Source organism: Microbacterium sp. STRO-2N, assembly GCF_057747775.1.
In genome coordinates this window covers 1,675,355-1,700,236 of record NZ_CM173223.1, presented here as the reverse complement: position 1 = coordinate 1,700,236, position 24,882 = coordinate 1,675,355, and the positions used below count along the sequence as shown (strand labels likewise).

22 protein-coding genes and 1 tRNA gene are annotated in these 24,882 nt (G+C 71.2%); 7 read left to right on the top strand and 16 right to left on the bottom strand.

The window, feature by feature from the left end; translation table 11 throughout:
- Positions 1-17 precede the first annotated feature (17 nt).
- From AC3ANN_RS07895 to AC3ANN_RS07875, 5 genes are all read right to left on the bottom strand, one after another.
- A complete protein-coding gene (locus tag AC3ANN_RS07895) occupies positions 18-1,319 on the bottom strand; it encodes a M20/M25/M40 family metallo-hydrolase (RefSeq protein WP_488340430.1) in 1,302 nt (433 codons plus the stop codon).
- Positions 1,320-1,411: 92 nt separating this feature from the next.
- Positions 1,412-1,496 (bottom strand) — tRNA-Leu (locus AC3ANN_RS07890).
- Between the two features lie 81 nt (positions 1,497-1,577).
- The gene (locus AC3ANN_RS07885; protein WP_488340429.1) at positions 1,578-2,666 is read right to left on the bottom strand and encodes a VIT1/CCC1 transporter family protein; all 1,089 of its coding nucleotides are present in this window, start codon (positions 2,664-2,666) and stop codon (positions 1,578-1,580) included.
- A gap of 34 nt (positions 2,667-2,700) precedes the next feature.
- Positions 2,701-3,231 (bottom strand): SRPBCC family protein, encoded by a 531-nt coding sequence (locus AC3ANN_RS07880; RefSeq protein ID WP_488340428.1) that lies wholly within the window; start codon positions 3,229-3,231, stop codon positions 2,701-2,703.
- A 31-nt stretch (positions 3,232-3,262) separates the two neighbouring features.
- Complete coding sequence (locus tag AC3ANN_RS07875; protein WP_488340801.1) at positions 3,263-5,065, bottom strand: DEAD/DEAH box helicase; 1,803 nt, start codon at positions 5,063-5,065, stop codon at positions 3,263-3,265.
- A gap of 237 nt (positions 5,066-5,302) precedes the next feature.
- On the opposite strand from AC3ANN_RS07875, the gene AC3ANN_RS07870 reads away from it, so the two are divergent.
- Both AC3ANN_RS07870 and AC3ANN_RS07865 read left to right on the top strand, forming a co-directional pair.
- Positions 5,303-6,148, top strand: a complete 846-nt coding sequence (locus AC3ANN_RS07870; protein WP_488340427.1) for an SGNH/GDSL hydrolase family protein — start codon at positions 5,303-5,305, stop codon at positions 6,146-6,148.
- 1 nt (position 6,149) lies between these two features.
- Complete coding sequence (locus AC3ANN_RS07865; protein WP_488340426.1) at positions 6,150-6,839, top strand: SDR family oxidoreductase; 690 nt, start codon at positions 6,150-6,152, stop codon at positions 6,837-6,839.
- A gap of 10 nt (positions 6,840-6,849) precedes the next feature.
- On the opposite strand, the gene AC3ANN_RS07860 is transcribed toward AC3ANN_RS07865, so the two are convergent.
- Positions 6,850-7,653, bottom strand: a complete 804-nt coding sequence (locus AC3ANN_RS07860) for a TrmH family RNA methyltransferase (protein ID WP_488340425.1) — start codon at positions 7,651-7,653, stop codon at positions 6,850-6,852.
- Between the two features lie 72 nt (positions 7,654-7,725).
- On the opposite strand from AC3ANN_RS07860, the gene AC3ANN_RS07855 reads away from it, so the two are divergent.
- Together AC3ANN_RS07855 and AC3ANN_RS07850 are read left to right on the top strand one after the other, a co-directional pair.
- On the top strand, positions 7,726-8,583 hold the full coding sequence (locus AC3ANN_RS07855) for a Sir2 family NAD-dependent protein deacetylase (RefSeq protein ID WP_488340424.1): 858 nt from the start codon (positions 7,726-7,728) through the stop codon (positions 8,581-8,583).
- 42 nt (positions 8,584-8,625) lie between these two features.
- Positions 8,626-9,231 carry a histidine phosphatase family protein gene (locus AC3ANN_RS07850; protein WP_488340423.1) on the top strand — a complete coding sequence of 202 codons (606 nt, stop codon included), beginning with the start codon at positions 8,626-8,628 and terminating at the stop codon, positions 9,229-9,231.
- On the opposite strand, the gene AC3ANN_RS07845 is transcribed toward AC3ANN_RS07850, so the two are convergent.
- Together AC3ANN_RS07845 and AC3ANN_RS07840 are read right to left on the bottom strand one after the other, a co-directional pair.
- Positions 9,228-10,820: an MFS transporter gene (locus AC3ANN_RS07845; protein WP_488340422.1), complete on the bottom strand. Its 1,593-nt coding sequence runs from the start codon at positions 10,818-10,820 to the stop codon at positions 9,228-9,230. The two genes, AC3ANN_RS07850 and AC3ANN_RS07845, sit on opposite strands and share 4 nt — an antisense overlap.
- Before the next feature lie 104 nt (positions 10,821-10,924).
- The gene (locus AC3ANN_RS07840; protein ID WP_488340421.1) at positions 10,925-11,569 is read right to left on the bottom strand and encodes an SAM-dependent methyltransferase; all 645 of its coding nucleotides are present in this window, start codon (positions 11,567-11,569) and stop codon (positions 10,925-10,927) included.
- A gap of 90 nt (positions 11,570-11,659) precedes the next feature.
- On the opposite strand from AC3ANN_RS07840, the gene AC3ANN_RS07835 reads away from it, so the two are divergent.
- The gene (locus AC3ANN_RS07835) at positions 11,660-12,247 is read left to right on the top strand and encodes a helix-turn-helix domain-containing protein (RefSeq protein WP_488340420.1); all 588 of its coding nucleotides are present in this window, start codon (positions 11,660-11,662) and stop codon (positions 12,245-12,247) included.
- A gap of 6 nt (positions 12,248-12,253) precedes the next feature.
- On the opposite strand, the gene AC3ANN_RS07830 is transcribed toward AC3ANN_RS07835, so the two are convergent.
- Genes AC3ANN_RS07830 through AC3ANN_RS07810 form a run of 5 tightly spaced genes read right to left on the bottom strand, consistent with a single transcriptional unit; the run spans position 12,254 to position 18,497 of the window.
- Positions 12,254-13,063, bottom strand: a complete 810-nt coding sequence (locus AC3ANN_RS07830; RefSeq protein WP_488340419.1) for an HpcH/HpaI aldolase/citrate lyase family protein — start codon at positions 13,061-13,063, stop codon at positions 12,254-12,256.
- A complete protein-coding gene (locus AC3ANN_RS07825; protein ID WP_488340418.1) occupies positions 13,060-13,554 on the bottom strand; it encodes a MaoC family dehydratase in 495 nt (164 codons plus the stop codon). The genes AC3ANN_RS07830 and AC3ANN_RS07825 overlap by 4 nt, the downstream gene beginning before the upstream one ends.
- A 16-nt stretch (positions 13,555-13,570) precedes the next feature.
- The gene (locus tag AC3ANN_RS07820; protein ID WP_488340417.1) at positions 13,571-14,731 is read right to left on the bottom strand and encodes an acyl-CoA dehydrogenase family protein; all 1,161 of its coding nucleotides are present in this window, start codon (positions 14,729-14,731) and stop codon (positions 13,571-13,573) included.
- Positions 14,732-14,746: 15 nt separating this feature from the next.
- Entirely contained in the window at positions 14,747-16,888 is a 2,142-nt protein-coding gene (locus tag AC3ANN_RS07815; protein WP_488340416.1) for an acetyl/propionyl/methylcrotonyl-CoA carboxylase subunit alpha, read from the bottom strand.
- 4 nt (positions 16,889-16,892) lie between these two features.
- Positions 16,893-18,497 carry a carboxyl transferase domain-containing protein gene (locus tag AC3ANN_RS07810; protein ID WP_488340415.1) on the bottom strand — a complete coding sequence of 535 codons (1,605 nt, stop codon included), beginning with the start codon at positions 18,495-18,497 and terminating at the stop codon, positions 16,893-16,895.
- Positions 18,498-18,634: 137 nt separating this feature from the next.
- Here AC3ANN_RS07810 and AC3ANN_RS07805 point away from each other — a divergent pair, with 137 nt between their 5' ends.
- Together AC3ANN_RS07805 and AC3ANN_RS07800 are read left to right on the top strand one after the other, a co-directional pair.
- A complete protein-coding gene (locus AC3ANN_RS07805; protein ID WP_488340414.1) occupies positions 18,635-19,231 on the top strand; it encodes an SACE_7040 family transcriptional regulator in 597 nt (198 codons plus the stop codon).
- 26 nt (positions 19,232-19,257) lie between these two features.
- The gene (locus AC3ANN_RS07800; RefSeq protein WP_488340413.1) at positions 19,258-21,078 is read left to right on the top strand and encodes an alkaline phosphatase family protein; all 1,821 of its coding nucleotides are present in this window, start codon (positions 19,258-19,260) and stop codon (positions 21,076-21,078) included.
- A 104-nt stretch (positions 21,079-21,182) separates the two neighbouring features.
- Here AC3ANN_RS07800 and AC3ANN_RS07795 read toward each other — a convergent pair whose 3' ends face one another.
- Genes AC3ANN_RS07795 through pdhA form a run of 3 tightly spaced genes read right to left on the bottom strand, consistent with a single transcriptional unit; the run spans position 21,183 to position 24,750 of the window.
- Positions 21,183-22,598 carry a dihydrolipoamide acetyltransferase family protein gene (locus AC3ANN_RS07795; protein ID WP_488340412.1) on the bottom strand — a complete coding sequence of 472 codons (1,416 nt, stop codon included), beginning with the start codon at positions 22,596-22,598 and terminating at the stop codon, positions 21,183-21,185.
- A complete protein-coding gene (locus AC3ANN_RS07790; RefSeq protein ID WP_488340411.1) occupies positions 22,595-23,608 on the bottom strand; it encodes an alpha-ketoacid dehydrogenase subunit beta in 1,014 nt (337 codons plus the stop codon). Before AC3ANN_RS07790 ends, AC3ANN_RS07795 begins: the two co-directional genes overlap by 4 nt.
- The gene (gene pdhA, locus AC3ANN_RS07785; RefSeq protein ID WP_488340410.1) at positions 23,605-24,750 is read right to left on the bottom strand and encodes a pyruvate dehydrogenase (acetyl-transferring) E1 component subunit alpha; all 1,146 of its coding nucleotides are present in this window, start codon (positions 24,748-24,750) and stop codon (positions 23,605-23,607) included. The genes AC3ANN_RS07790 and pdhA overlap by 4 nt, the downstream gene beginning before the upstream one ends.
- Between the last annotated feature and the right edge of the window lie 132 nt (positions 24,751-24,882).

Below are 24,882 nucleotides of genomic sequence, written 5' to 3'. Positions count from 1 at the left end.
CGGCATCCGTCTGCCGTTCAGTACGTACGAAGAAGGTCGGTGAGCACCGTCCGGCCGAACACGAGCGCGTCGATCGGGACGCGCTCGTCGACGCCGTGGAACATTCCGGTGAAGTCGAGGTCGGCGGGCAGGCGCAGCGGAGCGAAGCCGTAGCCGGCGATGCCGAGCGACGCGAGCGCCTTGTTGTCGGTGCCGCCGCCCATGAGGTACGGGACCACGGGTGCGCCCGGGTCGTGTCGCCCGAGGGCGCCCACCATGGCGTCGACGAGGGTGCCCGAGAACGGCACTTCGAGACCGATGTCCTGGTGGACGACCTCGACGTCGATCCCCTCGCCGACGATGCGGCGGATGTGGGCCAGGGCCGCCTCCTCGGTGCCGGGGAGCACCCGCACGTCGACGAGCGCCTCGGCGCGGTCGGGGATCACGTTGTGCTTGTACCCGGCGACGAGACCGGTCGGGTTGGTCGTGGTGCGCAGCGTCGAGCGCAGGAATCCGGATGCCGCACCCGTCGCCGCTGCGACGGCGTCAGGGTCGCCGGATGCCTGACCGGTGAGTTCGGCGAGCCGCTCGGTCATCTCGCGCGTCGTGTCGGTGAGCGTCACCGGCCACGCCGTGCGGCCGAGCGCGGCGACCGCTTCGGCGAGACGGGTCACGGCGTTGTCGGCGTGCAGGCTCGAGCCGTGTGCGGCGCGTCCGCGCGCGACCAGCCGGATCCAGACGAGCGCCTTCTCGCCCACCTGCAGCAGGTAGGCGCGCCCGCCGCCGATGGGGATGGAGTATCCGCCGACCTCGCTGATCGCCTCCGTCGCCCCTGCGAACCACTCCGGACGGTTCTCGACGACGAGGGCCGACCCCTCGACCCCGCCGTTCTCCTCGTCGGCGAAGAACGCCAGCACGAGATCGCGCTCGGGCTGCTCGCCGGCGCGCAGGATGTCGGCCACGGACGTCAGGATCATGGCGTCCATGTCCTTCATGTCGACCGCGCCGCGACCCCACAGCATGCCGTCCTTCACGACGCCTTCGAACGGGTCGACGCTCCAGTCCTCGGCGATGGCCGGGACGACGTCGAGATGCCCGTGCAGCACGAGCGCGGGCTTGTCGCGGTCGCGGCCCGGAACGCGCGCCATGACGTTCGTGCGCCGCGGGATCGGCTCGTAGTACTCGGGCGCGAGGCCGAGGCGCTCGAGGAAGGCCCCGACGTACTCGGCCGCCTCGCGTTCGCCGGCCGAACGCCCGCCGCCGTGGTTGGTTGTGTCGAAGCGGATCAGGTCGCGCGCGACCGCGGCGACCTCGGGCAGACCGAGATCGGGTGAAGGCATGCGCTCCAACCTATCCTCTCGACGACGAGGGCCCCGTGGTTCGAGGTCTCCTCGACGACGAAGGCCCCCTTTCGGGGGCCTTCGACATACTGTGCGCGAGGGGGGACTTGAACCCCCACGCCCTATACGGGCACTAGCACCTCAAGCTAGCGCGTCTACCTATTCCGCCACCCGCGCAGGTGGTTTCCGGTTTCGCAACCGAGGAACGACATTACCACGTCACGGGACGTTCATCGAATCGGGCGAGGTCCGGGCGCGTCAGGCCAGCGACACCCCGAACAGCAGTCCCAGCAGGTACGTCAGGGCCGCTGCGCCGAACCCGATCGCCAGCTGTCGCAGTGCCCGGCGAAGCGGCGGTGCGCCCGACAGCAGGCCCACGGCGGCGCCGGTCGACATCAGCGCGACGCCCACCAGCACAAGGGCCACGACGACCGCGGTGAGGCCCGAGAGGCCGAGGATCCAGGGCAGGACCGGGATCACGGCGCCGGACGCGAAGAACAGGAAGCTCGACAGCGCGGCGCCCCACGCGCTGCCCACGACATCACCGTGTGCGGCGACCTCGACGGGACCGGTGTCGGCACGCCCCTGCCCGGCCGCGTGCGCCGCCTCGACGATGCGACGAGCGCGCGCGGAGGCCTCGGCCTCGGGCATCCCCCGTGTGCGGTACACCAGCGCGAGCTCGTTGGCGTCGATGTCGAGATGCGGGATCGCGCCGTCGGCATAGTCGCTGGGCTCGGTCGCGGCGAGCAGCTCGCGCTGGGACCGCACCGAGACGAACTCGCCCGCGCCCATCGAGAGCGCGCCCGCGAGGAGTCCTGCGATGCCGCTGAAGAGCACGAACTGGCTGGACACACCGGTCGCGCCGATGCCCATGACCAGAGCGAGGTTCGAGACCAGCCCGTCGTTGGCGCCGAAGACGGCGGCGCGGAAGGTCCCCGACAGGCGGCGGCGTCCCCGCGCCGCAAGGCCGCGCACGACCTCGTGATGGATCTTCTCGTCCGCGGCCATGCGGGCCGTGGCGGACGGCTCGTCGTCGTACGGCGAGCGGGCCTCAGCGCTCTGCGCGAGCGCGAGCACGAAGATCGAGCCGAACCGCTTGGCCATCCAGCCGAGCAGCCGCGTGCGCACGTCGGGTCGCGGCAACTTCGCCGGAGCGCCCCCGAGAAGGTCGAGCCAGTGCGCCTCATGGCGTCCCTCGGCCTCCGCGAGGGCGAGCAGGATCTCGCGCTCCTCGCCGGTACGCCGGCCGGCGAGGTCGCGGTACACGCGTGCCTCGGCGCGCTCGTTGACCAAGTACTGCGCCCAGCGGCGACGATCGCGGTCGGTGGGTGCGGCGGGCACGCTCACAGGGCCTCCAGTCGGGGATCGGGACTCGTCAACGCTAGCCATCGGTCCGGGCCCCGACGCGCTGAGCCCGCGGATTGCCAGCATTTCGGAGTTCCGAACGGCATTCCCCGCCGAGCACCGCTCGAAGCCCTTCCTCGCCGCGGCGCATCACGCGCTCGTGAGCGCGCTCGAACGCCGGGCGCAGCAGCCATGCGGTCGCGTTCATCCACTCACGTCGCGTCTCGACGTCCCACTCGAACTCGACGACGGATGCCTCGGCCCCGTCCGCGCGGATCTCCACCCGGCCGCTCCCCCGCAGGTCGCCGTCGCTGCGCGCGGCGATCGCCGTGCCCGGCTCGGTGTCGGTGACCTCGAGGCGCATCCGCAACGTGTATCCGAGAGGGCTGCGCACCGCGACGACCATGCGCTCGCCCGGCACGAGCCGCCTGGGCGCCATCGGAATGGTGAAGCCGGGCCACCACCCCGGGCCGGCACCCGGGCGGAGGGATCGCGTCAACTCCTGCCAGGTGCGATCGGGCGGGGCGGGAACGCACCACCGCGAGACGAACGAGTACGTCGCCGGCATGGCGGGAGTCTAGGCGCGGCGGGCGGCGACGTCAGGAGTGCACGCGCTTGCGCAGCACGTCGATGCGCGCCTGCAGCTGCGCCACGGTCGCGTGCGACACGGCCGGTCCGCCGCAGATGCGGCGCAGCTCGGCATGGACCAGACCGTGCGGCTCGCCGGACTGCCGCGCGTACAGGCCGACGAGGCTGTTGAGCAGCTGGCGCTGCTCCTTGAGCGTGCGATGCAGCGCCTGCGGCAGTGCCGGTTCGACATCCTCCCCCGCCGCGGACTCGCGGGCCTCGCGGGCGCTGCGGTGGCGGCTCTGGCGCGCCTGACGCTGCATCAGCAGCTCGTGCACGTGCTCCGGCTCGAGCAGTCCCGGCAGGCCCAGGAACTCCTCCTCCTCGGGCGTTCCGGGCACCGCGAGCTGACCGAACTCCTTGCCGTCGTACAGCACGCGGTCGAAATGCGCGCGCGAGCCGAGCGCCTGGTAGGTGAACTCCTCGGTGAGCGCGTCCGACGCCTTGTCCTCGCGCTCGGCGGCGTTCATGAGGTCTTCTTCGGCGTTCCACTCGTCGTCGCCGTCCGAGTCGCGGTCGAGCGCATGGTCGCGCTGGCGCTCCATCTCGTTCGCCAGGGCGAGCAGCTGAGGCACGTTCGGCAGGAAGACGCTCGCGGTCTCGCCGCGACGCCGTGCTCGCACGAACCGGCCGATCGCCTGGGCGAAGAAGAGCGGTGTCGACGCGCTCGTCGCATACACGCCGACCGCGAGGCGCGGCACGTCGACGCCCTCCGAGACCATGCGGACCGCCACCATCCACCTGCTCGTGTCCTTCGAGAACTCCTCGATGCGGCTCGATGCCTCGGCCTCGTCCGACAGCACCACCGTCGGCTGCTCGCCCGTGATCTGCTGCAGGATCGCGGCATAGGCGCGAGCGGCCGTCTGATCGGTCGCGATCACGAGGCCACCGGCATCCGGAACATGGTCGCGCACTTCGCTCAGACGCCGATCGGCCGACCGCAGCACGGCGGGGATCCAGTCGCCCTCGGGGTCGAGCGCCGTGCGCCACGCCTGCGACGTGATGTCTTTCGTGTTGTCCTGCCCGAGCTGGGCCTCCATCTCGTCGCCGGTCTTCGTGCGCCACCGCATGTGCCCGGCGTAAACCATGAAGATGACGGGGCGGACGACGCCGTCCTCGAGCGCGCGGCCGTAGCCGTACGCGTAGTCGGTTCGTGAGACGCGGATGCCCTTGGCATCCGGGTGGTATTCGACGAACGGGATCGGCGCGGTGTCGCTGCGGAAGGGCGTCCCCGACAGCAGCAGGCGGCGCGTCGCGCGGCCGTACGCCTCTCGCAGCGCGTCGCCCCAGCTGAGGGCGTCGCCGCCGTGGTGCACCTCATCGAGGATCACGAGCGTGCGCGCGTCCATCGTGAGGCGCTGGTGGACGGATGCCTTCACCGCGACCTGGGCGTATGTCACCGCGACGCCGTGGTACTGCCGCGCAGGTGCGACATGGCGGTTGCTGAACGCGGGATCGAGACGGATGCCGACGCGCGCGGCCGCGTCGGCCCACTGGGTCTTCAGGTGCTCGGTCGGCGCCACGACGACGAGGCGATCGACGACGCGCCGCCGCAGCAGCTCGCTCGCCAGGCGCAGCGCGAACGTCGTCTTGCCGGCGCCGGGCGTCGCGGCGGCGAGGAAGTCGCGCGGCCCGCTGCCGGGTCCGTCTGGTCCGTCGAGGGAGAAGTACAGATCGAGCGCCTCGGCCTGCCACGCGCGCAGGCGCTGCGCCGTGCCCCACGGTGCGCGCTGCGGGTACGTCGGGCTCAGGTGTTCCGCGGCGAAGGAGCCGATGTGCGGCTCGCCTTCGCGGGCGGGACCGTGAGGTTCGGCTGGGTGGGGTTCGGTGAAGGCGGGCGATGACTCGAGCGTGGTTCCGTCCGTCACCGAATACACCTCCCCCGTGGACAACGAGTCACCACCCTAAGACATCGGGCCGACATGCGAGGTCGCGCCGCCGCCTGGTGTCGGCATCTTCGATGTCCACCTCGCGCGGTAGCCTGACTGTCGGTCACGAGCCGGAGGAAGACGATGTCGACGACAGAGCAGGACCCCCGCACGCCCTACGTGCCCAATGCCGGGCCGCACCCGTGGCGGCGCTACGTCGCGCTCGGCGACTCCTTCACCGAGGGCGTGGGCGACCACGAGCCGGCGGCGCCCAACGGCGTCCGGGGCTGGGCCGACCGCGTCGCCGAAGTGCTGTCTCAGCAGGTCGACGACTTCGCGTACGCCAACCTCGCGATCCGCGGACGCCTGATCCGGCAGATCGTCGACGAGCAGGTCGCGCCCGCCGTCGCCCTCAAGCCGGACCTCGTGACGTTCTCGGCGGGCGGCAACGACGTGATCCGCCCCGGCTCCGATCCGGATGCCGTGGCCCAGCTCTTCGAGGACGCCGTCGTGCGCCTCTCTCGCGACGGCGCGACGGTCGTCGTCTTCACCGGCATCGACACCGCGTTCACGCCGGTGTTCCGCGGCATCCGCGGCAAGGTCGCGATCTACAACGAGAACATCCGGGCGATCGCCGACCGCCACGACTGCATCGTTGCGGACCAGTGGGCGCTCAAGGAGGTGCAGGACATGCGCTTCTTCGACGACGACCGCCTGCACTACAACTCCCTCGGGCACCACGAGGTGGCGCGAATGGTCCTGCGCGCCCTCAACGTGCCGAACGACCTGCAGCCGATGCAGCCCGACCCCCTTCCGATGCGGACGTGGCGCGAAGCCCGCGCGGTCGACCTGGTGTGGGCGCGCGAGTACCTCGTGCCATGGGTGCTGCGGCGCCTTCGTCACCAGTCCTCCGGCGACCACATCACCGCAAAGCGTCCGGATCCGCGGCCCGTGACCGCACGCACGTCGCCCCGCGTGGACGAGGCCTGACATGGCGACGCACCTGATCACCGGGGCCGGCTCGGGAATCGGCGAAGCTCTCGCCGAGCGACTCGCCGAGCGCGGCGACGAGCTGTGGCTGCTCGCGCGCGACGCCGCGCGTGCCGCACAGCTGCGCGAACGGTTCCCCGGCGCTCACACCCTCGTCGGCGACCTGGCAGAGCCAGCCCGCTTGTCGTGGGCGTTCGGCCACCAGAGCGTGCCCCCGCGACTCGACTCACTTCTGCATGTCGCCGGCGTGGTCGAGCTCGGCGCCGTCGCCGACACCTCGGTCGCGGCGTGGCAGCAGCAGCTCGACGTCAACGCGGTCTCGCCCGCCGAGCTCACACGGCTCATGCTGCCGGCGCTGCGCGCCGCGCGCGGGCACATCGTCTTCGTGAACTCCGGCGCGGGGCTCCGCGTGAGCCCGGAGTGGGGCGCGTACGCCGCGAGCAAGTTCGCGGTCCGCGCGATCGCCGACGCGGTGCGCGCCGAGGAGCACGCCAACGGCGTGCGTGTCACGACCGTGTACCCCGGCCGAACCGCGACCCCGATGCAGCAGAAGGTGCATCAGCAGGAGGGCGCCGAGTACGACGCGTCGCAGTGGATCGACCCCGCATCCGTCGCGACGACGATCCTCACGGCGCTCGACCTGCCGCGCGACGCGGAGCTCACCGAGCTCACAGTCCGCCCCGGCGCCTGACGAAGCGCGGTCAGCGGGAGCGCAGCTCCCACAGGGCCACGGCGCTCGCCGCCGCGACGTTGAGCGAGTCGACGCCACCAGCCATCGGGATGGTCACCACGGTGTCGGCCGCCTCGAGCGCGCGCCGCGACAGCCCGTCGCCCTCGGCGCCGAGGAGGAGCGCGACTCTCTCGGGCCGCCGCGCACCGAACTCGTCGAGGCTCACCGCGCCGTCGGCGATCGCGAGGGCGGCGAGCTCGAACCCGGCCTCGTGCAGAACTCCGCGCGCCTCGCCCCACTCCGGGAGCCGGGTCCAGGGCACCTGGAAGACGGTGCCCATGCTCACGCGCACGCTGCGGCGGTACAGCGGGTCGGCGCAGCGGGGACTCACGAGCACGGCGTCGGCTCCGAGCCCTGCCGCAGCACGGAAGATCGCACCGACGTTGGTGTGGTCGACGATGTCCTCGAGCACGACGATGAGCCGCGCGCCCGCGACGACCTCCGCGACCGGCGGCAGCTCGGGCCGGTGCATCGACGCGAGCGCACCGCGGTGCACGGCGTATCCGGTGAGCGACTCGGCGATGTCAGGCTCGACGACGTAGACGGGGATCGAATCGTCGGTCACGAGCGCGAGGATCTCGTCGAGCCACTTCTCCTGCACCAGCACCGATCGCGGGCGATGGCCGGCGGCCAGCGCGCGGGTGATCACCTTCGCCGACTCGGCGATGTAGAGCCCGCCCTCGGGCTCGAGCACGCGCCGCAGCGCGACATCCGTCAGATCGCGGTAGTCGGCGAGGCGGTCGTCCGAGGCGTCCGCGATGCGTTCGATGGTCACCGTCTCACTTTCGCAGAGTGCGTAACATCCCCGAAAACCACCGGGCCTACACTCGACCGGAGGAGGTGCCGCGTGACCACGACGATCGGAGCCGCGTTCGACGCGCAGACGACGGATGCCGTCGCCGCCGCCGTGGCCGCGCTCGAGGGGCGCCGGATCGCGGTGCTGACGGGCGCCGGAGTGTCCACCGACTCGGGCATCCCGGACTATCGCGGCGAGGGCGCGCCGGTGCGCACGCCGATGACCGTCGAACAGTACTTCTCGAGCGAGGCTGCGCGCCGACGCTACTGGGTGGGCAGTCACCTGGGCTGGCGGGCGTTCGCGGCCGCGGCGCCGAACGCCGGCCACCGTGCGATCGCCGACCTGGAGACCCGAGGGATCGCGACCGGCGTCGTCACCCAGAACGTCGACGGTCTGCACGTGCGGGCCGGCAGCCGGCGGGTCGTCGAGCTGCACGGCACGATGCGGCGCGTGTTCTGCACCCACTGCGGCCAGGTGTTCGACCGGCGCGACCTGGCGCAGCGCGTCGAACACGACAACCCCTGGATCCTGGTGCCCGAGAACGTCGCGCTGGGCCCCGACGGCGATGTGCTCCCCGAGAGCGTCGACGGATTCCGCATCCCGGCGTGCAGTGTCTGCGGCGGGGTACTCAAGCCCGATGTCGTCTTCTTCGGCGAGTTCATCCCGGCCGAGAAGTTCCGCGAGGCGGAGCAGCTCGTCCATACCAGCGAGGCGCTGCTGGTCGCGGGGTCGTCGCTCGTCGTGAACTCGGGCATCCGTCTGCTCGAGCGCGCTCGCCGGCGGCGCCTGCCCGTCGTGATCGTCAACCGCGGCGAGACCCGCGGCGATTCGCGAGCGACCGTCAAGATCGATGCCGGCACGAGCGAGGTGCTGCGCGCGCTGGTCGAATCGCTGCCCCCGCTCGACTGACCGCCGCGTCCCACCGTCTGCCAGGCTGGGTAGGCTCGAAGCGTGACCGCGCTGATCCTGATCCGCCACGGCGAGACCGATTGGAACCGCGATCGCCGGATCCAGGGCGCCACCGACATCCCCCTCAACGACACCGGTCGTGCGCAGGCGCGCGCGACCGCGGCGCTGCTCCAGACCCGGCTCGATGCCGCGCTTCCGGCCACGATCGTCTCGAGCGACCTCGCCCGCGCTCTCGAGACGGCCGAGATCATCGCCAGCGAGCTCGGCCTCGCCGCGCCGCGCACGTATCGCGGGCTGCGCGAGCGCTCCTACGGCGAGGCCGAGGGCATCGGGGTGGACGAGTTCCGCGCCCGCTGGGGCGACTGGTACACGGCCGAGGTGCCGGGAGCGGAACCCTGGCAGGACCTTCGGACGCGCGGCATCGCGGCCCTCGGCCGCGCCGTACGGGATCATCGCCGCGCCACCGCGCCGGCCGCTGCCTCGCTGATCGTCGTCAGTCACGGTGCGTTCATGCGCGAGATGATGCGTCATGCGACCGCGGGCGAGCTTCCCCCGGCCGGCGAGCGCCTGCTGAACGGCTCGGCCCATGACTTCGTGTACGAGCGCGACCACCTGCGACTCGTCGCCTACGCGGGGCTCGTCGCCTAACGAGGTCCGGCGACGGGCTCGTCGCGGGACTCGGCGCTCAGCTCGCCGCGATCCCCGCTTCCGCGCGGGCCGTGGATGGCGATGACGAGCGCGAGAGCCGCCATGAGGACGACACCTACCCACATGGCATGCTGCCATCCGGCGATGAACGCCTCCCGCGCGGCCGTGAGGATCTGCTCCGCGTGTGCTCCCGCCCGGTGGCCGACCTCGACGGCGTTGGCGACACCTTCGCGTGCCGTGGTCGCGAGGTTTGCCGGCACGCCATCGAGGCGATCTTCGATGTAGCTCTGGTATCCGGCGACCAGGACACCTCCGAGGAGCGCTATGCCCAGCGCGGCGCCGAGTTCGCGGGTGAGGTCGTTGAGCGCTGAGGCCACGCCCTGCTGCGCCCTCGGGAGCGAGGACGTGATCGCCTCCGTCGACGGAGTCATCGCGAGCCCCACCCCCAGCCCCATGGCGATCAGCCCCGACAGAACCGTGAGGTAGCCCCCGGTGGCTGAGACGAGGACCGCCATGAGCGCGAGCCCGACCGTGGCGATACTGAGTCCGGTGACCATCGCCGCGCGCGTCCCGACCCGCGCGGCCAGCCGCGGTGCGAGGCCGGAGGCGACCATCATCACCACCGCCATCGGCATGAGCCCGAGCGTCGCCAGCAGCGCGCTCCAGCCGAGGACCACCTGGAAGTACGGGTAGAGCACGAGTGAGACACCGCCCTGGATGCCGAACAGGACGAGTAGCAGCGTCGTGCCGGACGACAGGCCCCTGGTGCGGAAGTACCGGACGTCCAGCAGCGGGAACGGAGTGCGCAGCTCCCACAGGATGAATCCGACGAGGGCGGCCACAGCTGCCGCCAGGGTGATGAGGACGATCGGATCGCTCCACCCGAGGGTGGGCGCCTCGTGCAGTGCGAAGGTGAGGCCCACCGTGGCGATGATCGACGTGAGAGCGCCGAGCAGATCGAACGGCCCCGGTGCCGCTCCGCGGGAGTTCGGCACCCTGCGGATGCCGATCAGCATCGCGGCAGCGGTGAGCACGACGGGCAGGGCGAACAGCCACCGCCAGCTGGCGACATCCACCAGCAGCGCGGAAAGGTACATGCCGAGGATTCCGCCGCCCCCGGCGACGGCGGTCCACATGCCGATCGCTTTGGCGCGGTCGCCGTCGGGGAACGAGGACGTGATCACCGACAGGGTGACGGGCATGATCATCGCGGCGCCGACGCCGCTGAGCACGCGCGCGGCGAGCATGATCTCGATGACCGGTGCCGCAGCGGCGACGATGTTCGCGACGCCGAACACGACGAGCCCGGCGATGAGCACGGGCTTGCGCCCCAGGCGGTCGCCGGCAGCTCCCAGGGGCAGCAGAAGGGCGGCGAGGGCGAGGATGTATGCGTTGATGATCCAGAGCACGTGGCCCTGAGAGGCGTCGAACGTCGTCGCCAGCTGGGGCTGCGCGACGTTGAGCCCGGACACCGAGGCGACGACCGCCATGAGGGCGGTGCAGACGGCCCAGAGGATCACGCGGCGTCGCCGCGGATCGTCGACGATCGGCGCGTCGTCATTCGTATCGACAGGCGAGGTGGAGGTCATGATTGCGAAGTCCTTTGCAGCCAGGTCCGCCTGGTCACTTCGGCCAGCCGGCGCGGAGATGCGGCGTCGAATCGGGTCCGACGCCACGTCGAGGGGGAGGTCGGTCAGAGTGCCGTGCGGTGAAGGCGGAGGATCACATCGAACAGCTGCACCGATCGCCCATTCGCAGAGACGGCGCGGCTGTTCTCGTACGCCGATCCGACCCGCCACCCCTGATCGCGGAACAATCCCGTGATGTCGCCGAGAGTCGCCGTCGCACCGTCGGGATGACGGTGCCCGTCAGCGCCGGTCGCATGATCGTGGACGTGCCCGACGATGAGGAGGGTGCCGCCGGGGGCGACCCAGGAAGCGATCCGCCGGTAGAAGGCGAGTTGGCCGATGTCGGCATGGGCGTAGCTGGTCACGACGAGATCCCACCGCCGATCCGGCTCCCACCGGGTCAGGTCCGTCTCGATCCATTCGATCCGGTCACTCAGGCCCGCATCCTGCGTCCGCGCCCGCGCGATAGCCAGGGCCGTTCCCGAGATGTCGGCTCCGGTGACCTGCCAGCCGTGCTGGGCAAGCCACAGCGCCTCGGTTCCGATCCCGCACCCCGCGTCGAGCGCGGATCCCACGGGCAAGGATGCCGTCTCCGGTCGGAGGTACGGGTGAACGGGAAGGCCCCGCCCCTCGTCAGCCGCGGTCCGGGTCCAGTGGTCCTCCCAATAGCCCTTGTCGAAGTCGTCTGCCTGGTCCGCGTTCACTGACATGATCCCTCTGTCGCTCGTATTGCCGGAGCCCAGGATCACCCGGCTGCGACAGATGCTGCAAATGTCTTTGCTGAATGGCAAAGTGGAATCATGGACGGCGCCACCGATCAGACCCTCGACGCGGTCGGGCCGCGTCTCAAGCACCTGCGCCTGCACCGAGATGTCACCCTGACCGCTCTTTCCGCCGCGACGGGCATCTCAGCCAGCACGTTGTCGCGGCTCGAGGCGGGGCTGCGGCGACCGACGCTGGAGCAGCTCCTGCCGCTGGCGCGCTATTACGGCGTCACGATCGACTCGCTCGTGGACGCGCCCCGCACCGCCGACCCTCGCATCGATCTGCGCCCGGTGTCGTGTTCCGACGGGTCCGTCATCATCCCGCTCACACGCCGGCCCGGAGGGATCCAGGCCTTCAAGTTCGTTCTCCCCACGGGCAGCGACGACGCCGTGCCTGAGCTGCACACCCATGAGGGGTATGACTGGGCGTACGTGCTCAACGGGACGCTGCGCCTCATCCTGGGCGAGCACGATCTGCGCCTCCACGCCGGCGAGGCCGCCGAGTTCGACACCAGGATCCCGCACTGGTTCGGTGCCACCAGCGCGGGTCCCGTCGAGTACCTCAGCCTTGTCGGACGCCAGGGCCAGCGTGCCCACGTCCGCACAGTGACCGCTCGCCGGTAGCGCCCGTCAGCGCTCGGCGCGCCCGAGCACGGCACGAGCATGCCGCAGCACGGGTTCGTCGACCATGCGCCCGTCGTGCGAGAAGACGCCCTTCTCCCCCTTCGCGGCGTCGAGCACGGCCCGCGCCCACGCCACCGACTTCGGATCGGGCCGGTACGCCGCGCGGATGATGTCGACCTGGCTGGGGTGGATGCACGCGGTGGCGGCGAATCCGGATGCCGCGGCATCCGTCGCCTCGATCGTGAGGCGCTTGGTGTCGCCGATGTCGAGGTGCACCGCGTCGATCGCCGCCTTGCCACGAGCGCCGGCGGCCAGCAGCACACGGGAGCGCGCGTAGCGGGCGATGTCGCGGTAGCCGCCGCCGGGCTTGCGGCTGGACGTGCCGCCGAGGCTCGCGACGAGGTCCTCCGCCCCCCACATGAGCGCGGTGACGTTGTCGAGGGCGGAAAGGCGGTCGGCCTGCGCGACGCCCTTCGCCGTCTCGCAGAGCGCGATCACCTCGAACCGCGCGTCGATGCGTCCGACGCGCTTGGGCGACTCGGCCTTGGCGACCATGATGCGGCGGTAGTCGGTCTGCGAGAGGGTCGCGAGGTCGGCGATGAACGCGTCGGTCTCGGGCGGGTTCACCCGCACGATGACGTGCGCCGGGTCGAGCTCGGACTCGATGAGGTGGCCGCGGGCGGCCGTCTTGTCGTGCGGAGCGACCGCGTCCTCGAGGTCGAGGATCACCGCGTCGGCGCGCTCGAGCGCCTTCGCGTAGCGCTCGGGCCGATCGGCGGGGCAGAACAGCAGCGCGGGGCCCAGGTCGAACGTCACGGCTGCTCCTGCGCGTCGGCGTCGCACCACATCAGCGCCACGCGCGTGGCGACCGCGACGACGGTGCCGTGCTGGTTGCGCCCGGTGTGGCGCAGCGTCACGATGCCCTGGCCGGGTCGCGACGCCGACAGTCTCTTGTCGACGACCTCGGTCTCGGTGTTCAGCGTGTCACCGTGGAACAGCGGCGCCGGGAACGAGATGTCGGTGAGCCCGAGCTGCGCCACGAGCGTGCCCTGCGTGATCTGCGACACGGACGCCCCGACCATCGTCGAGAGCGTCCACATCGAGTTCATCAGTCGCTGCCGGAACGGCTGCCCTTCGGCGAATGCGGCGTCCAGGTGCAGCGCCTGGGTGTTCATGGTGAGCGACGAGAACAGCACGTTGTCGGCCTCGGTCGCGGTGCGCCCCGGGCGGTGGAGGTAGCGGGCGCCGACCTCCAGTTCGTCGTAGTACAGGCCGCGCTGGACGATCGCGGGCGTCTGGTCGGTCACGGGTGCCACGCTACCCTCACGCCACGCCGAGTGCCCGGGCGATGACGAGGAGCTGCACCTCGTTGGTGCCCTCGCCGATCTCGAGGATCTTCGAGTCGCGGTAATGGCGCCCGACCGAGTACTCGTTCATGAATCCGTTGCCGCCGAACACCTGGGTCGCATCGCGCGCGTTGTCCATGGCCGCGTCGCTCGCCGTGAGCTTGGCCATCGCGGCCTCGGTCTTGAAGGGCTTGCCCGCGTCGCGCAGTCGCGCGGCGTGCTGCCATGCCAGACGCGCCACGTGCACGCGCTGCTGCATGCGCGCCAGCAGGAACTGCATGCCCTGCCGCGTCGCGAGCGCCTCGCCGAACACGGTGCGCTTCTTCGCGTAGTCGACGGCCGCCTCGAGGCATCCCTCCGCCGCGCCCGTCGAGAGCGCGGCGATCGCGATGCGGCCCTCGTCGAGGATGTGCAGGAAGTTCGCGAAACCGCGCCCGCGCTCCCCCAGCAGGTTCGCCTCAGGCACGCGGACGTCCTGGAACGTGAGCGGGTGGGTGTCGGATGCCCGCCAGCCGACCTTGTCGTAGGCGGGCTCGACGGTGAAGCCCGGCGTGCCGCTCGGCACGACGATGGTCGAGATCTCCTTGCGGCCGTCCTGCTCGCCCGTGACGGCCGTGACCGTGACGAACCGCGTGATGTCGGTGCCCGAGTTGGTGATGAACTGCTTCGAGCCGTTGATCACCCATTCACCGCCCTCGAGCCGCGCCGTCGTGCGGGTGGCCCCGGCATCCGATCCCGCCTCCGGCTCCGTGAGGCCGAAGCCCGCCAGGGCGCGCCCGGCCAGCAGATCGGGCAGCAGCGCCTGCTTCTGCTCCTCGGTGCCGAAGCGGAACACAGGCATCGCGCCGAGGCTCACGCCGGCCTCGAGAGTGATCGCGATCGACTGATCGACGCGGCCGAGCGCCTCGATCGCGAGGCACAGCGCGAAGTAGTCGCCGCCCTGTCCGCCGTACTCCTCGGGGAACGGGAGTCCGAAGAGTCCCAGTTCGCCCATCTGCGCCACGACGTCGAGCGGCAGGGTGTGGGTGCGGTCGGCCTCGTACGAACGCGGTGCGACGACGTCGTCGGCGAACTGGCGGACCATGCCGGCGAGCTCGCGCTCGTCGTCGCTGAGGTCGTAGCCGTCGTAGCTGTTCATGATGCTCCTCGGGTGTCAGGAGGTGGCGGCGGGCGCCTCGTGGGCGGCCGCCGGAATGTCGGAAGGTGTGACGGATGCCATGGCCTCGGCCGCGGCGGCGGTGACGTGCGCGAGCACCTGATCGCGATGCACCTGCTCGCCGACGGCGACGTCGACGCGCACGATTCCGTCGTGGGGCGCGAGGACGGGATGCTCCATCTTCATCGCCTCGATGGTGACGATGCGGTCGCCCGTGGCCACGATCGCGCCGTCGGCCACGTGCACCGCCACCACGGCACCTGGCATCGGTGCGCGCAGGTCGGGATCGGCGGCGGCCGCGGCCCGCTCGCGCGCGGCGAGACGTCGTTCCATCGCGGCACGTCGGGTCAGGGGACGCAGGCGGTACGTGGAGTCGTCCGCATGGACCCACAGCCATCCCTCGCGGTCCCACTCGGCGTGCGCGCCGCCTGGGAGAGCGCGACCGATGACCCGTGCCCGGTGTGCGACACTCCCGACCGACACGACCGGCGACGCGGCGTCCGACTCGCCGTGAGACACGGAGCCCGGAGCGTCGATCGACAGCACGACGCCGCCATCCGTCTCGAAATGCTGCACCGATCGCACGGCGGCGCCTCCGGCCCGCCACCCGGTCCCCGCCAGCCACAACGCGCTCGCGGCGCCGCGCATCCCCTGCGGAGCGGCGATCGGGCCGCCACCGGCCCTCTCCCGCGAAGAAGCGACGCCGTCGCGCAGTCTCGACATCTCCGCCGCCACCCGGAGCGCATTCGGTCCGGGCTGGGGCGCCGAGTACCGCGGCAAGCGGTCGATGAGGCCGGTGTCCATGGCCCCCTCCTGCACCGCTTCGTCGGCGAGGAGCGTCCGCAGGAAACCGATGTTCGTCTCGACTCCGAACAGCACGGTGTCGGCCAGGGCGCGATCGAGTCGCGCGAGCGCGTCGGCACGGTCGGCGCCGCGCGCGATGACCTTGGCGATCATCGGGTCGTAGTCGGAGCTCACCGCGCTGCCCGACTCGACGGCGGAGTCCGTCCGCACGCCCGGCGCCTCGCGCCAGAGCAGCACGTCGCCGGTGGCAGGGAGGAAGCCGCGCTCTGGCGACTCGGCGTAGACGCGCGCCTCGATCGCGTGGCCTTCGAGCCGCACCTCGTCCTGCGAGAACGCGAGCGGGAGCCCCGCCGCGATGCGCAGCTGCTGCTCCACGAGATCGATCGGCTCGCCCGCCCCGATGCGCGCCACCAGCTCGGTGACGGGGTGCTCGACCTGCAGGCGCGTGTTCATCTCGATGAAGAAGAACTCATCCGGGCGATCGCCCGCGACGAGGAACTCGACGGTGCCTGCACCCCGGTAGTCCACGGATGCCGCGGCCGCGCAGGCGGCGGCGCCCAGGCGCGCACGCGTCTCGGCGTCGACCACCGGCGACGGCGCCTCCTCCACGACCTTCTGATGCCGGCGCTGCAGTGTGCACTCCCGCTCGCCGAGATGCACGACCGTGCCGTGGGCATCCGCCAGCACCTGCACCTCGATGTGCCGCGGGCGCTCGATGAGGCGCTCGAGCAGCAGCGTGTCGTCGCCGAACGCCGCGGCGGCCACGCGACGCGCCGTGGCGAGCGCGTCAGCGAGGTCGCCGGCGCCGCGCACGACCTGCATGCCTTTGCCGCCGCCGCCCGCCGACGGCTTCACCAGCAGTGGGAAGCCGGTCTCGGCCGCCGCCGCCGCGATGCCGGCATCCGTCATGCCCGCCGCGCTGAAGCCGGGAACAGTGGGCACGTCATGCGCCGCGACGTGCTCCTTGGCGCGGATCTTGTCGCCCATGACATCGAGTGCGCGCTCCCCCGGACCGATGAACACGAGCCCGGCCTCCGCGCACGCGCGCGAGAACGCGACGTTCTCCGAGAGGAACCCGTATCCCGGGTGCACCGCCTGGGCGCCCGTCTCGAGGGCGGCGGCGATGACGGCGGCGACATCGAGGTACGACTGCGTTGCCGGCGCCGGACCGATGCGCACCGAGACATCGGCCTCTCGCACGTGGGGTGCGCCCGCGTCGGCGTCGCTGTAGACGGCGACCGAGCGGATGCCGAGACGCCGGAGCGTGCGGATCACGCGCCGCGCGATCTCGCCGCGGTTGGCGACGAGGACGGTGTCGAAGAGGGCGTCGGTCATGCGGTCACATCCGGAAGACGCCGAAGCGGGGCTCCGGCAGGGGCGAGCGCGACACGACGTCGAGCGCCAGCCCGAGGAGGTCGCGGGTGTCGAGGGGGTCGACGATGCCGTCGTCCCACAGGCGCGCGGTCGCGTAGAAGGGGTCGCCCTGCTGCTCGTACTGAGCGCGGATCGGCGCCTCGAACGCGGACTGATCCTCCGCGGACCACTCCTCACCTCGTGCTTCGAGCTGATCGCGCTTGACGGTGGAGAGCACCGACGCCGCCTGCGTGCCGCCCATGACCGAGATGCGGCTCGCGGGCCACGTCCACAGGAAGCGCGGAGAGTACGCGCGCCCGCACATCGAGTAGTTGCCGGCGCCGAACGAGCCGCCGATCACGACCGTGAGCTTCGGGACGCGCGTCGTGGCGACGGCCGTGACCATCTTGGCCCCGTCCTTCGCGATGCCGCCGGACTCGGCATCCCGCCCCACCATGAAGCCCGAGATGTTCTGCAGGAACAGCAGCGGCACGCCGCGCTGGTCGCAGAGCTCGATGAAGTGCGCGCCCTTGAGCGCCGACTCGCTGAACAGCACGCCGTTGTTGGCGACGATGCCCACCGGATGGCCGTGGATCCGCGCGAATCCCGTGACGAGCGTGTCGCCGTACTCTCGCTTGAACTCGTGGAACTCGCTGCCGTCGACGAGCCGCGCGATCACCTCGCGCACGTCGTACGGCTGGTTCACGTCGACGGGGACGACACCGTAGAGATCGGATGCCGCGACCGCGGGTTCGACGCTCGGCACGACGTCCCACGCGGGCTCTGCGGGCGACGGGAGCGTCGCGATGATGTCGCGGACGATCTCGAGGGCGTGCTCGTCGTCCTCGGCGAGATGGTCGACGACGCCCGAACGACGCGCGTGGAGCTCTCCCCCGCCGAGCTCTTCCGCAGTCACGACCTCGCCGATGGCCGCCTTCACGAGCGGCGGGCCGCCGAGGAAGATCGTGCCCTGGTTGCGCACGATGACCGTCTCGTCGCTCATCGCCGGGACGTAGGCGCCGCCCGCCGTACAGGACCCGAGAACGGCGGCGATCTGCGGGATGCCGGCCGCCGACAGTCGCGCCTGGTTGAAGAAGATGCGCCCGAAATGATCGCGGTCGGGGAACACCTCGTCCTGCATGGGCAGGAACGCACCGCCCGAGTCGACCAGGTACACGCACGGCAGCCGGTTCTCGAACGCGATCTCCTGCGCGCGCAGATGCTTCTTGACGGTCATCGGGTAGTACGTGCCGCCCTTGACCGTCGCGTCGTTGCACACGACCATGACGTGCCGCCCGTGCACGAGACCGATCCCCGCGATGACCCCTGCCGCGGGGGCATCGCCCCCGTACAGGCCCTCCGCGGCGAGCGGGGCGACCTCGAGGAAGGGACTCCCCTCGTCCAGCAGGCGGGCGACGCGGTCCCGCGGCAGCAGCTTGCCGCGCGAGACATGGCGTTCGCGGGATGCGGCCGGACCGCCGAGCGCGACCTCGGCGACCCGCTCGCGCAGTCGTCCGGCGAGCGCCGCCTGCGCGTCGCGCCTGCGCTCGAACGCCTCGTCGTGCACGGCTGCTGTCGTCAGCGCGCTCATTTCAGCTCCCTCGCGCATCGTCGTCGACGTCACGATCGGATCACGCCCGTTGTCCCGGCGGGATCGGATTGGTTAGTGTTCACTAACTGAGGATTAGGTTAGCGAGCCTTAACTGAAATGACAAGCGGAGCACTGAGATGAACAGCGGTGTCACCGATCGCAACCGCGCGAAGGCAGACCGCCACGCCGCGATCCTGCATGAGGCGGCCGCGCTGTTCGCCGAGCGTGGATTCAGCGGTGTGAGCCTGGAGGACATCGGGAGTGCGGTGGGCGTGAGCGGGCCTGCGCTGTACCGTCACTTCGCCAACAAGCAGGCGCTCCTCGGTGCCATCCTCGTCGAGGTGAGCGAGCGGCTGCTCTCGGGCGGCAGGTCCGTGATCGCGGGCCAGGGCGGACCGGCCGACCGCCTCGACGCGCTGATCGCGTTCCACGTCGAGTTCGCCCTGCGCGATGCCGACGTCATCCGGGTGCAGGACCGCGACCTCGCGAGCCTCAGCGACGCGGACCGCCACACCGTCCGCCGCCTGCAGCGGGAGTACGTCGAGGTGTGGATCGGCATCCTGTCGGCCGTGCACCCGGACAGGGACGAGGACGACCTCCGCGTGCGCGCCCACGCGTGCTTCGGACTCATCAACTCCACGCCCCACACCGCGCGAGCGCTGCGCGGGCACGCGGCGGATCACGACGTGCGCGGCATCCTCCAGACGATGGCGCGCGCCGCTCTCACCGCCTGAGCGGCAGCTGCCGTAGTCTGGGCGCGATGGCGGGGCAAAGCCACACGGACGACGCAGACGGGGCGGGTCGCGTCGCAGATCCGCAGACGCCCGCTCCGTCGCGCGCTCAGGGCGGCGAGGACGCGGACCTCAGCTCGCGCCGCGACTTCCTCAAACTGGGCGGGATCGCGGCCGCCGGACTCGCCGTGGGCGGCGGCATCGGAGCGGCGGCGGGAGCGGCGATCGCATACCCGCTCGGCTACCGCGAAGGGTCGGTCGACATCGGGGCCGTGCCCCCGCGGTCCGAGCCCGGGTTCGATCACGTCGTGGTGATCATGGGCGAGAACCGCTCGTTCGACAACCTCCTCGGCTGGCTCTACACGCCCGAGACGCTGCCCGACGGCGAGACCTTCGACGGGCTGGCGTTCGGCGACTACGCGAACCCCGGCCCCGCCGGCGAGCGCATCGCCGCGCACACGTACACGGGCCCGACCGACGAGGTGATGGGCAGACCCAACCCGGATCCCGGCGAGGAGTTCCCGCACGTCAACACCCAGCTCTTCGGCACCGTCGAGCCCGCGGCCAACGCGACCAGCCAGATCGACGGCATGACGGCGCCCTACAACGCCCCGCCGCCGGGAACGGCCCCCACGATGGACGGGTTCGTCCGCGACTACGCGAACAACATCGAACGGCACGGCAAGAAGCCGACGCTCGATGAGCTGTCGCACATCATGGGCGGCTTCTCGCCCGAGCAGCTCCCGGTGCTGTCCACCCTGGCGAAGGGCTTCGCGGTTTTCGACGCGTGGTTCGCCGCGGTGCCGTCGCAGACGTACTGCAACCGCTCGTTCTTCCACGCCTCGACCTCGCACGGTCACGTCACGAACAAGCACGGCGGTGGCTACGACAAGTGGCTGGACGCGGCCGCCACCCCGACGATCTTCAACCGCCTCGAAGAGGCCGGCATCCCCTGGAAGATCTACTTCGACGAGCTGCAGCTCGTCTCGCTGACCGGCATGATGCATGCGCCGGTGCTGGAGGAGCACTGGCGGACCGGCCGGTTCGGTCACATGTCGGAGTTCTATGAGGACGCCGCAGCCGGGCGTCTGCCGGCGTACGCATTCATCGAGCCGCGCATGGTGTACAACCACAACGACTTCCACCCGCCGTTCGGGGTGTTCCGCGAGAGCGAGGTCGACGGCCGGCTGGTCCTGGACTCTGCGGTGTCCGACGTCCGCGCCGGCGAGAAGCTCGTCGCCGACGTGTACAACGCGATCAAGCACAGTGCGACCCCGGGTGGTTCGAACGCGATGAACACGCTGCTGCTCATCACGTTCGACGAGCACGGCGGCACCTACGACCACGTGCCGCCGCCGCCTGCCACGCCGCCGGTCGCCGGAGACGAACCGGGCGAGATGGGCTTCGCGTTCGACCGCTTGGGCGTGCGGGTGCCGGCGATCGCGGTGTCGGCCTACACGCGAGCGGGGACCATCGTCCACGACGAGATGCACCACGCCGCCGTCATCGCCACGCTGACGCGCCTGCACGGGCTGCGGCCGCTCACCCGGCGGGACGCCGAGGCGAACGACCTCTTCGGCATCGTGAACCTCGACACGCCGAGGAATCCCGAGACGTGGCCCGTGGTCCATCCGATGTACGTGCCGCCCAACCCGCACGAGGATCAGCACATCGACCTCAAGGATGGGCCGCACAAGCACAAGCCGCTGAGCTCCCCGGGCCGAGGACTCCTGGGCCTGCTGCTCGCGCGTTACGGCCCGCCCGGAGCGCCCGAGCCGCAGACGTACGCGGATGCCTACGAGGTGCTGCGAGCACACGGTCTCGGGCTCTTCTACCCGAAGATCGCATAACCGGCGCCCACGCCCCTCCACGCGCCACTGGCGCATCGCCCGGAGCTTCCCGGCGACGGATGCCGCGGCATCATGCCGCGGCATCCGTCGCCCCTGCCCCCGGCTCAGCGCAGCAGCATGGCCCTCCCGGGTTCCCGCAGCACGTCGGCGACCTCGACCATGAACCGCGATCCCTGCTCGCCGTCGACGAGGCGATGGTCGAACGAGAGGGCGAGGGTCATCACATCGCGCAGCGCGATCTCGCCGCGATGCTCCCAGGGCTGGCGCCGCACCGCCCCGAGCGCGAGGATTCCGGCCTCACCCGGGTTGATGATCGGCGTTCCGGCATCGACGCCGAAGACGCCCACGTTCGTGATCGAGAAGGTGCCGCCCATCATGTCGGTCGGTGGCGTCTTTCCGGCGCGAGCCGTCTCGGCGAGCTGCCGGATGGCGTCGGCGAGCTCGACGAGCGTCAGCTCCTGCGCGTCGCGGATGTTCGGCACGACGAGCCCGCGCCCGGTCGCCGCGGCGATGCCGAGGTTGACGTAGTGGTGCTGGACGATCTCGCCTGCTGCGTCATCCCACCGGGAGTTGAGCTCCGGGTGACGACCGAGCGCGAGGCACACGGCCTTCGCCGCGACGGCGAGGATGCCGATGCGGTGGTCGGCAAGAGCCCGATCGGCCTTCAGCGACGCGAGGAGCGACATCGTCTCGGTGATGTCGACGGTGAGGAAGGTCGTCACATGCGGCGCCGTGAAGGCGCTGCGCACCATCGCCTCCGCCGTGTGCTTGCGCACGCCGCGGATCGGCGTCCGCGTGGTCCGCTCCCCCGGCGTCGCAGCGCCGAGCGGCTCCAGCCGCTCCGTCTGCGGGGCCTCGGCCACGGCCGCCGCCGGCGCCTTGCCCACGCGCTCGGCGTACGCCTCGACGTCCGCGCGCGTGATGATGCCGGACGCGCCGGTGGCCTCGACGAGGGCGAGGTCGATCCCGAGCTGCTTGGCGAAGCGCCGCACCGGCGGAGTCGACCGGGGGCGCTCGACGGGGCGCTCGGTCACGTCGTTCAGCTGGATCGCGTCGTGGGGCGCGGCCTCGAGCACCGCGGTGTCGCTCGCGGCCGGCCGTGCGCTCGCCGCCCGCGCGCGACGTTGCGGACGCCCGCCGCCACGCGGCGCGGCTCCATAGCCGACGAGGTTCGGCTCGGCTGCGGGCGCCGAGACCTGCGTGCCCGACTCGGGTGACGGCGACGCGGCGGCGGTGCCGACCGCCTCGCTCGGCTCGGATGCCGGCGCACCCGCGTCCGTGCCCGTGTCGAACGAGATCAGCACCGAGCCCACGGCGACGACATCGCCGGGCGCCGCGTGCAGCGCCGTGACGGTCCCGGCGTGCGGCGACGGCAGCTCGACGACGGCCTTGGCCGTCTCGACCTCGGCGATCGTCTGGTTCAGGGCGACCGTGTCGCCTTCGGCGACCAGCCACTGCACGAGCTCGGCCTCGGGAAGCCCCTCGCCGAGGTCCGGCAGGCGGAAGTCCTGGACGCTCACTGCTCGAACACCCCCGTCAGGCTGTTCGGCCGGTCCAAGACGCGGTCGACGGCGTCGAGGATCCGGTCGAGATCGGGCAGATGATGCTTCTCGAGCTTCGCCGGCGGGTACGGCGTGTCGTGGCCCGTGACGCGCTGCGGCGGCGCCTCCAGGTAGTGGAAGCAGCGCTCGGTGACGCTCGCGATGAGCTCGGCGCCCACGCCGGCCTCGCGCGCGGCCTCGTGCGTTACGACCACACGGCCGGTCTTGCGCACCGACGCGGTGACGGTACGGTAGTCGACCGGCGAGATCGAGCGGAGGTCGATGACCTCGATCGACACGCCCTCGTCCTCGGCGGCGGTCGCCGCGTCGAGCGCGATGCCGACCTGCGAGCCGTACGTCAGGAGCGTGACGTCGGTGCCCTCGCGCGCGATGCGGGCGAGTCCCATGGGGGGCGCGTCCGCGAGGTCCACGCCGAGGTCCACCTCGCCCTTGGTGTGGTACAGCCGCTTGGGCTCGAAGTACACCACGGGGTCGTTCGAGGCGATCGCCTGACGCAGCATCACATACGCATCCTGCGGGTTCGACACCGCGACGACGCGGAGTCCCGACGTGTGCACGAAGTACGCCTCGGGCGACTCGGAGTGGTGCTCGGCGGCGCCCACGCCGCCCGCCCAGGGGATGCGGATCGTGATCGGCATGGTCACGTTGCCGCGCGTGCGGTAGTGGAGCTTCGCCACCTGGCACACGATCTGGTCGAAGGCGGGATAGACGAACCCGTCGAACTGGATCTCGACGACCGGCCGATACCCGCGGAAGGCCAGGCCCACGGCGGTGCCCATGATGCCAGCCTCGGCAAGCGGCGTGTCGATGACGCGCTCGGCGCCGAACTCGGCCTGCAGTCCGTCGGTGATGCGGAAGACACCGCCGAGCTTGCCGATGTCCTCCCCCATCACGAGAACCTTCGGGTCGTCCGCCATCGCGCGGCGGAGGCCTTCGTTGATGGACTTCGCCATCGTGAGCTGCGTCATCGTGCCACCTCCTCCGAGCCGGCGTCCGTCGCGGCGAAGCCGTCGAGGTACGCGCCGAACCATGCGCGCTGCTCGTCGATCCCGGAGTGCGGCTCGGCGTACACGTGGTCGAGGATCGTCAGCGGCTCGCGCGTGGTGGCGTTCATCGCGGCCTCGCGCACGTCGCGTGCCAGCGCGTCGGCGTCCGTCTCGACGCTCGCGGCGAACTCCTCGTCGAACGCACCCTGTGCGCGCAGCAGCGCCTCGAGGCGTGCGATCGGGTCGCGGCGGCGCCACGTCTCGACCTCGTCCTTGTCGCGGTAGCGCGTCGGGTCGTCCGATGTGGTGTGCGGGCCCATGCGGTAGGTCACGGCTTCGATGAAGGCAGGCCCGTTGCCACGACGCGCGTGGTCGAGCGCCCAGCGCATCGCCGCGAGGCACGCGAGCACGTCGTTGCCGTCGACCCGCATGCTCGGGATGCCGAACCCTGGGGCACGCCCGGCGATCGGGTACTTGGCCTGCACCGTGACGGGCTCCGAGATCGCCCAATGGTTGTTGGTGCACACGAAGACGACCGGCGCGCGGTACGACGAGGCGAACACCATGGCCTCGTTCACGTCGCCCTGACTCGAGGCACCGTCGCCGAAATACGCCACCGACACCTGGTCCGTGCCGTCGCGCTGGATGCCCATCGCGTAGCCCACGGCATGCAGCGACTGCGCGCCGATGATGATCTGCTGCGTCGCGGTGTTGATGTCGTAGGGGTTGTAGGTCGAGTGCTCTTCGCCGCGCCACGCCAGCACGAAGTCCGCCGGCCGGGCGCCGCGCACGTGCACGACTCCGGTCTCGCGGTAGCTCGGGAAGACGAAGTCGTCGTCGCGCAGCGCGCGGGCGGTGCCCACCTGGGTGGCCTCCTGGCCTTGGCACGGCGGCCACAGGGCGAGCTGTCCCTGACGCTGCAGGGCCACTCCCTCGGTGTCGATGCGACGCACGAGCACCATGTCGCGGTAGAGGCCGCGGAGCACGGAGGCGTCGACATCCTCCACCCAGCGCTCGAGCTCGGGATCGGCGATGCGCTCGCCATCGGGGGTCAGCAGTCGCGCGACATCCTCGATGTCGGTGGCGAGATCCGCTGTGGGTGTCAGGGTGTGCGTCATCGTCATCACTCCTCGTGCGAAGGTCCTTCGTGGGGTTTCGCGTCGTGGCCACCGGCTTCGTCGCCGGATGATTCGAGGCTACGTCCGCATCGCACCTCGCTCAAGCATTCCTCGTCTGCTTGAGCATGTTGACAAATG

Bases quoted from the DNA above. Each gene is read 5' to 3' on its own strand.
- AC3ANN_RS07835 (WP_488340420.1), top strand. From the start codon at position 11,660: ATGGACGGCGCCACCGATCAGACCCTCGACGCGGTCGGGCCGCGTCTC.
- AC3ANN_RS07880 (WP_488340428.1), bottom strand. From the start codon at position 3,231: ATGCCGGCGACGTACTCGTTCGTCTCGCGGTGGTGCGTTCCCGCCCCG.
- AC3ANN_RS07810 (WP_488340415.1), bottom strand. From the start codon at position 18,497: ATGAGCGCGCTGACGACAGCAGCCGTGCACGACGAGGCGTTCGAGCGC.
- AC3ANN_RS07895 (WP_488340430.1), bottom strand. From the start codon at position 1,319: ATGCCTTCACCCGATCTCGGTCTGCCCGAGGTCGCCGCGGTCGCGCGC.
- AC3ANN_RS07845 (WP_488340422.1), bottom strand. From the start codon at position 10,820: ATGACCTCCACCTCGCCTGTCGATACGAATGACGACGCGCCGATCGTC.
- AC3ANN_RS07815 (WP_488340416.1), bottom strand. From the start codon at position 16,888: ATGACCGACGCCCTCTTCGACACCGTCCTCGTCGCCAACCGCGGCGAG.
- AC3ANN_RS07820 (WP_488340417.1), bottom strand. From the start codon at position 14,731: ATGAACAGCTACGACGGCTACGACCTCAGCGACGACGAGCGCGAGCTC.
- pdhA (WP_488340410.1), bottom strand. From the start codon at position 24,750: ATGACGATGACGCACACCCTGACACCCACAGCGGATCTCGCCACCGAC.
- AC3ANN_RS07800 (WP_488340413.1), top strand. From the start codon at position 19,258: ATGGCGGGGCAAAGCCACACGGACGACGCAGACGGGGCGGGTCGCGTC.
- AC3ANN_RS07805 (WP_488340414.1), top strand. From the start codon at position 18,635: ATGAACAGCGGTGTCACCGATCGCAACCGCGCGAAGGCAGACCGCCAC.
- AC3ANN_RS07840 (WP_488340421.1), bottom strand. From the start codon at position 11,569: ATGTCAGTGAACGCGGACCAGGCAGACGACTTCGACAAGGGCTATTGG.
- AC3ANN_RS07870 (WP_488340427.1), top strand. From the start codon at position 5,303: ATGTCGACGACAGAGCAGGACCCCCGCACGCCCTACGTGCCCAATGCC.
- AC3ANN_RS07790 (WP_488340411.1), bottom strand. From the start codon at position 23,608: ATGACGCAGCTCACGATGGCGAAGTCCATCAACGAAGGCCTCCGCCGC.
- AC3ANN_RS07865 (WP_488340426.1), top strand. From the start codon at position 6,150: ATGGCGACGCACCTGATCACCGGGGCCGGCTCGGGAATCGGCGAAGCT.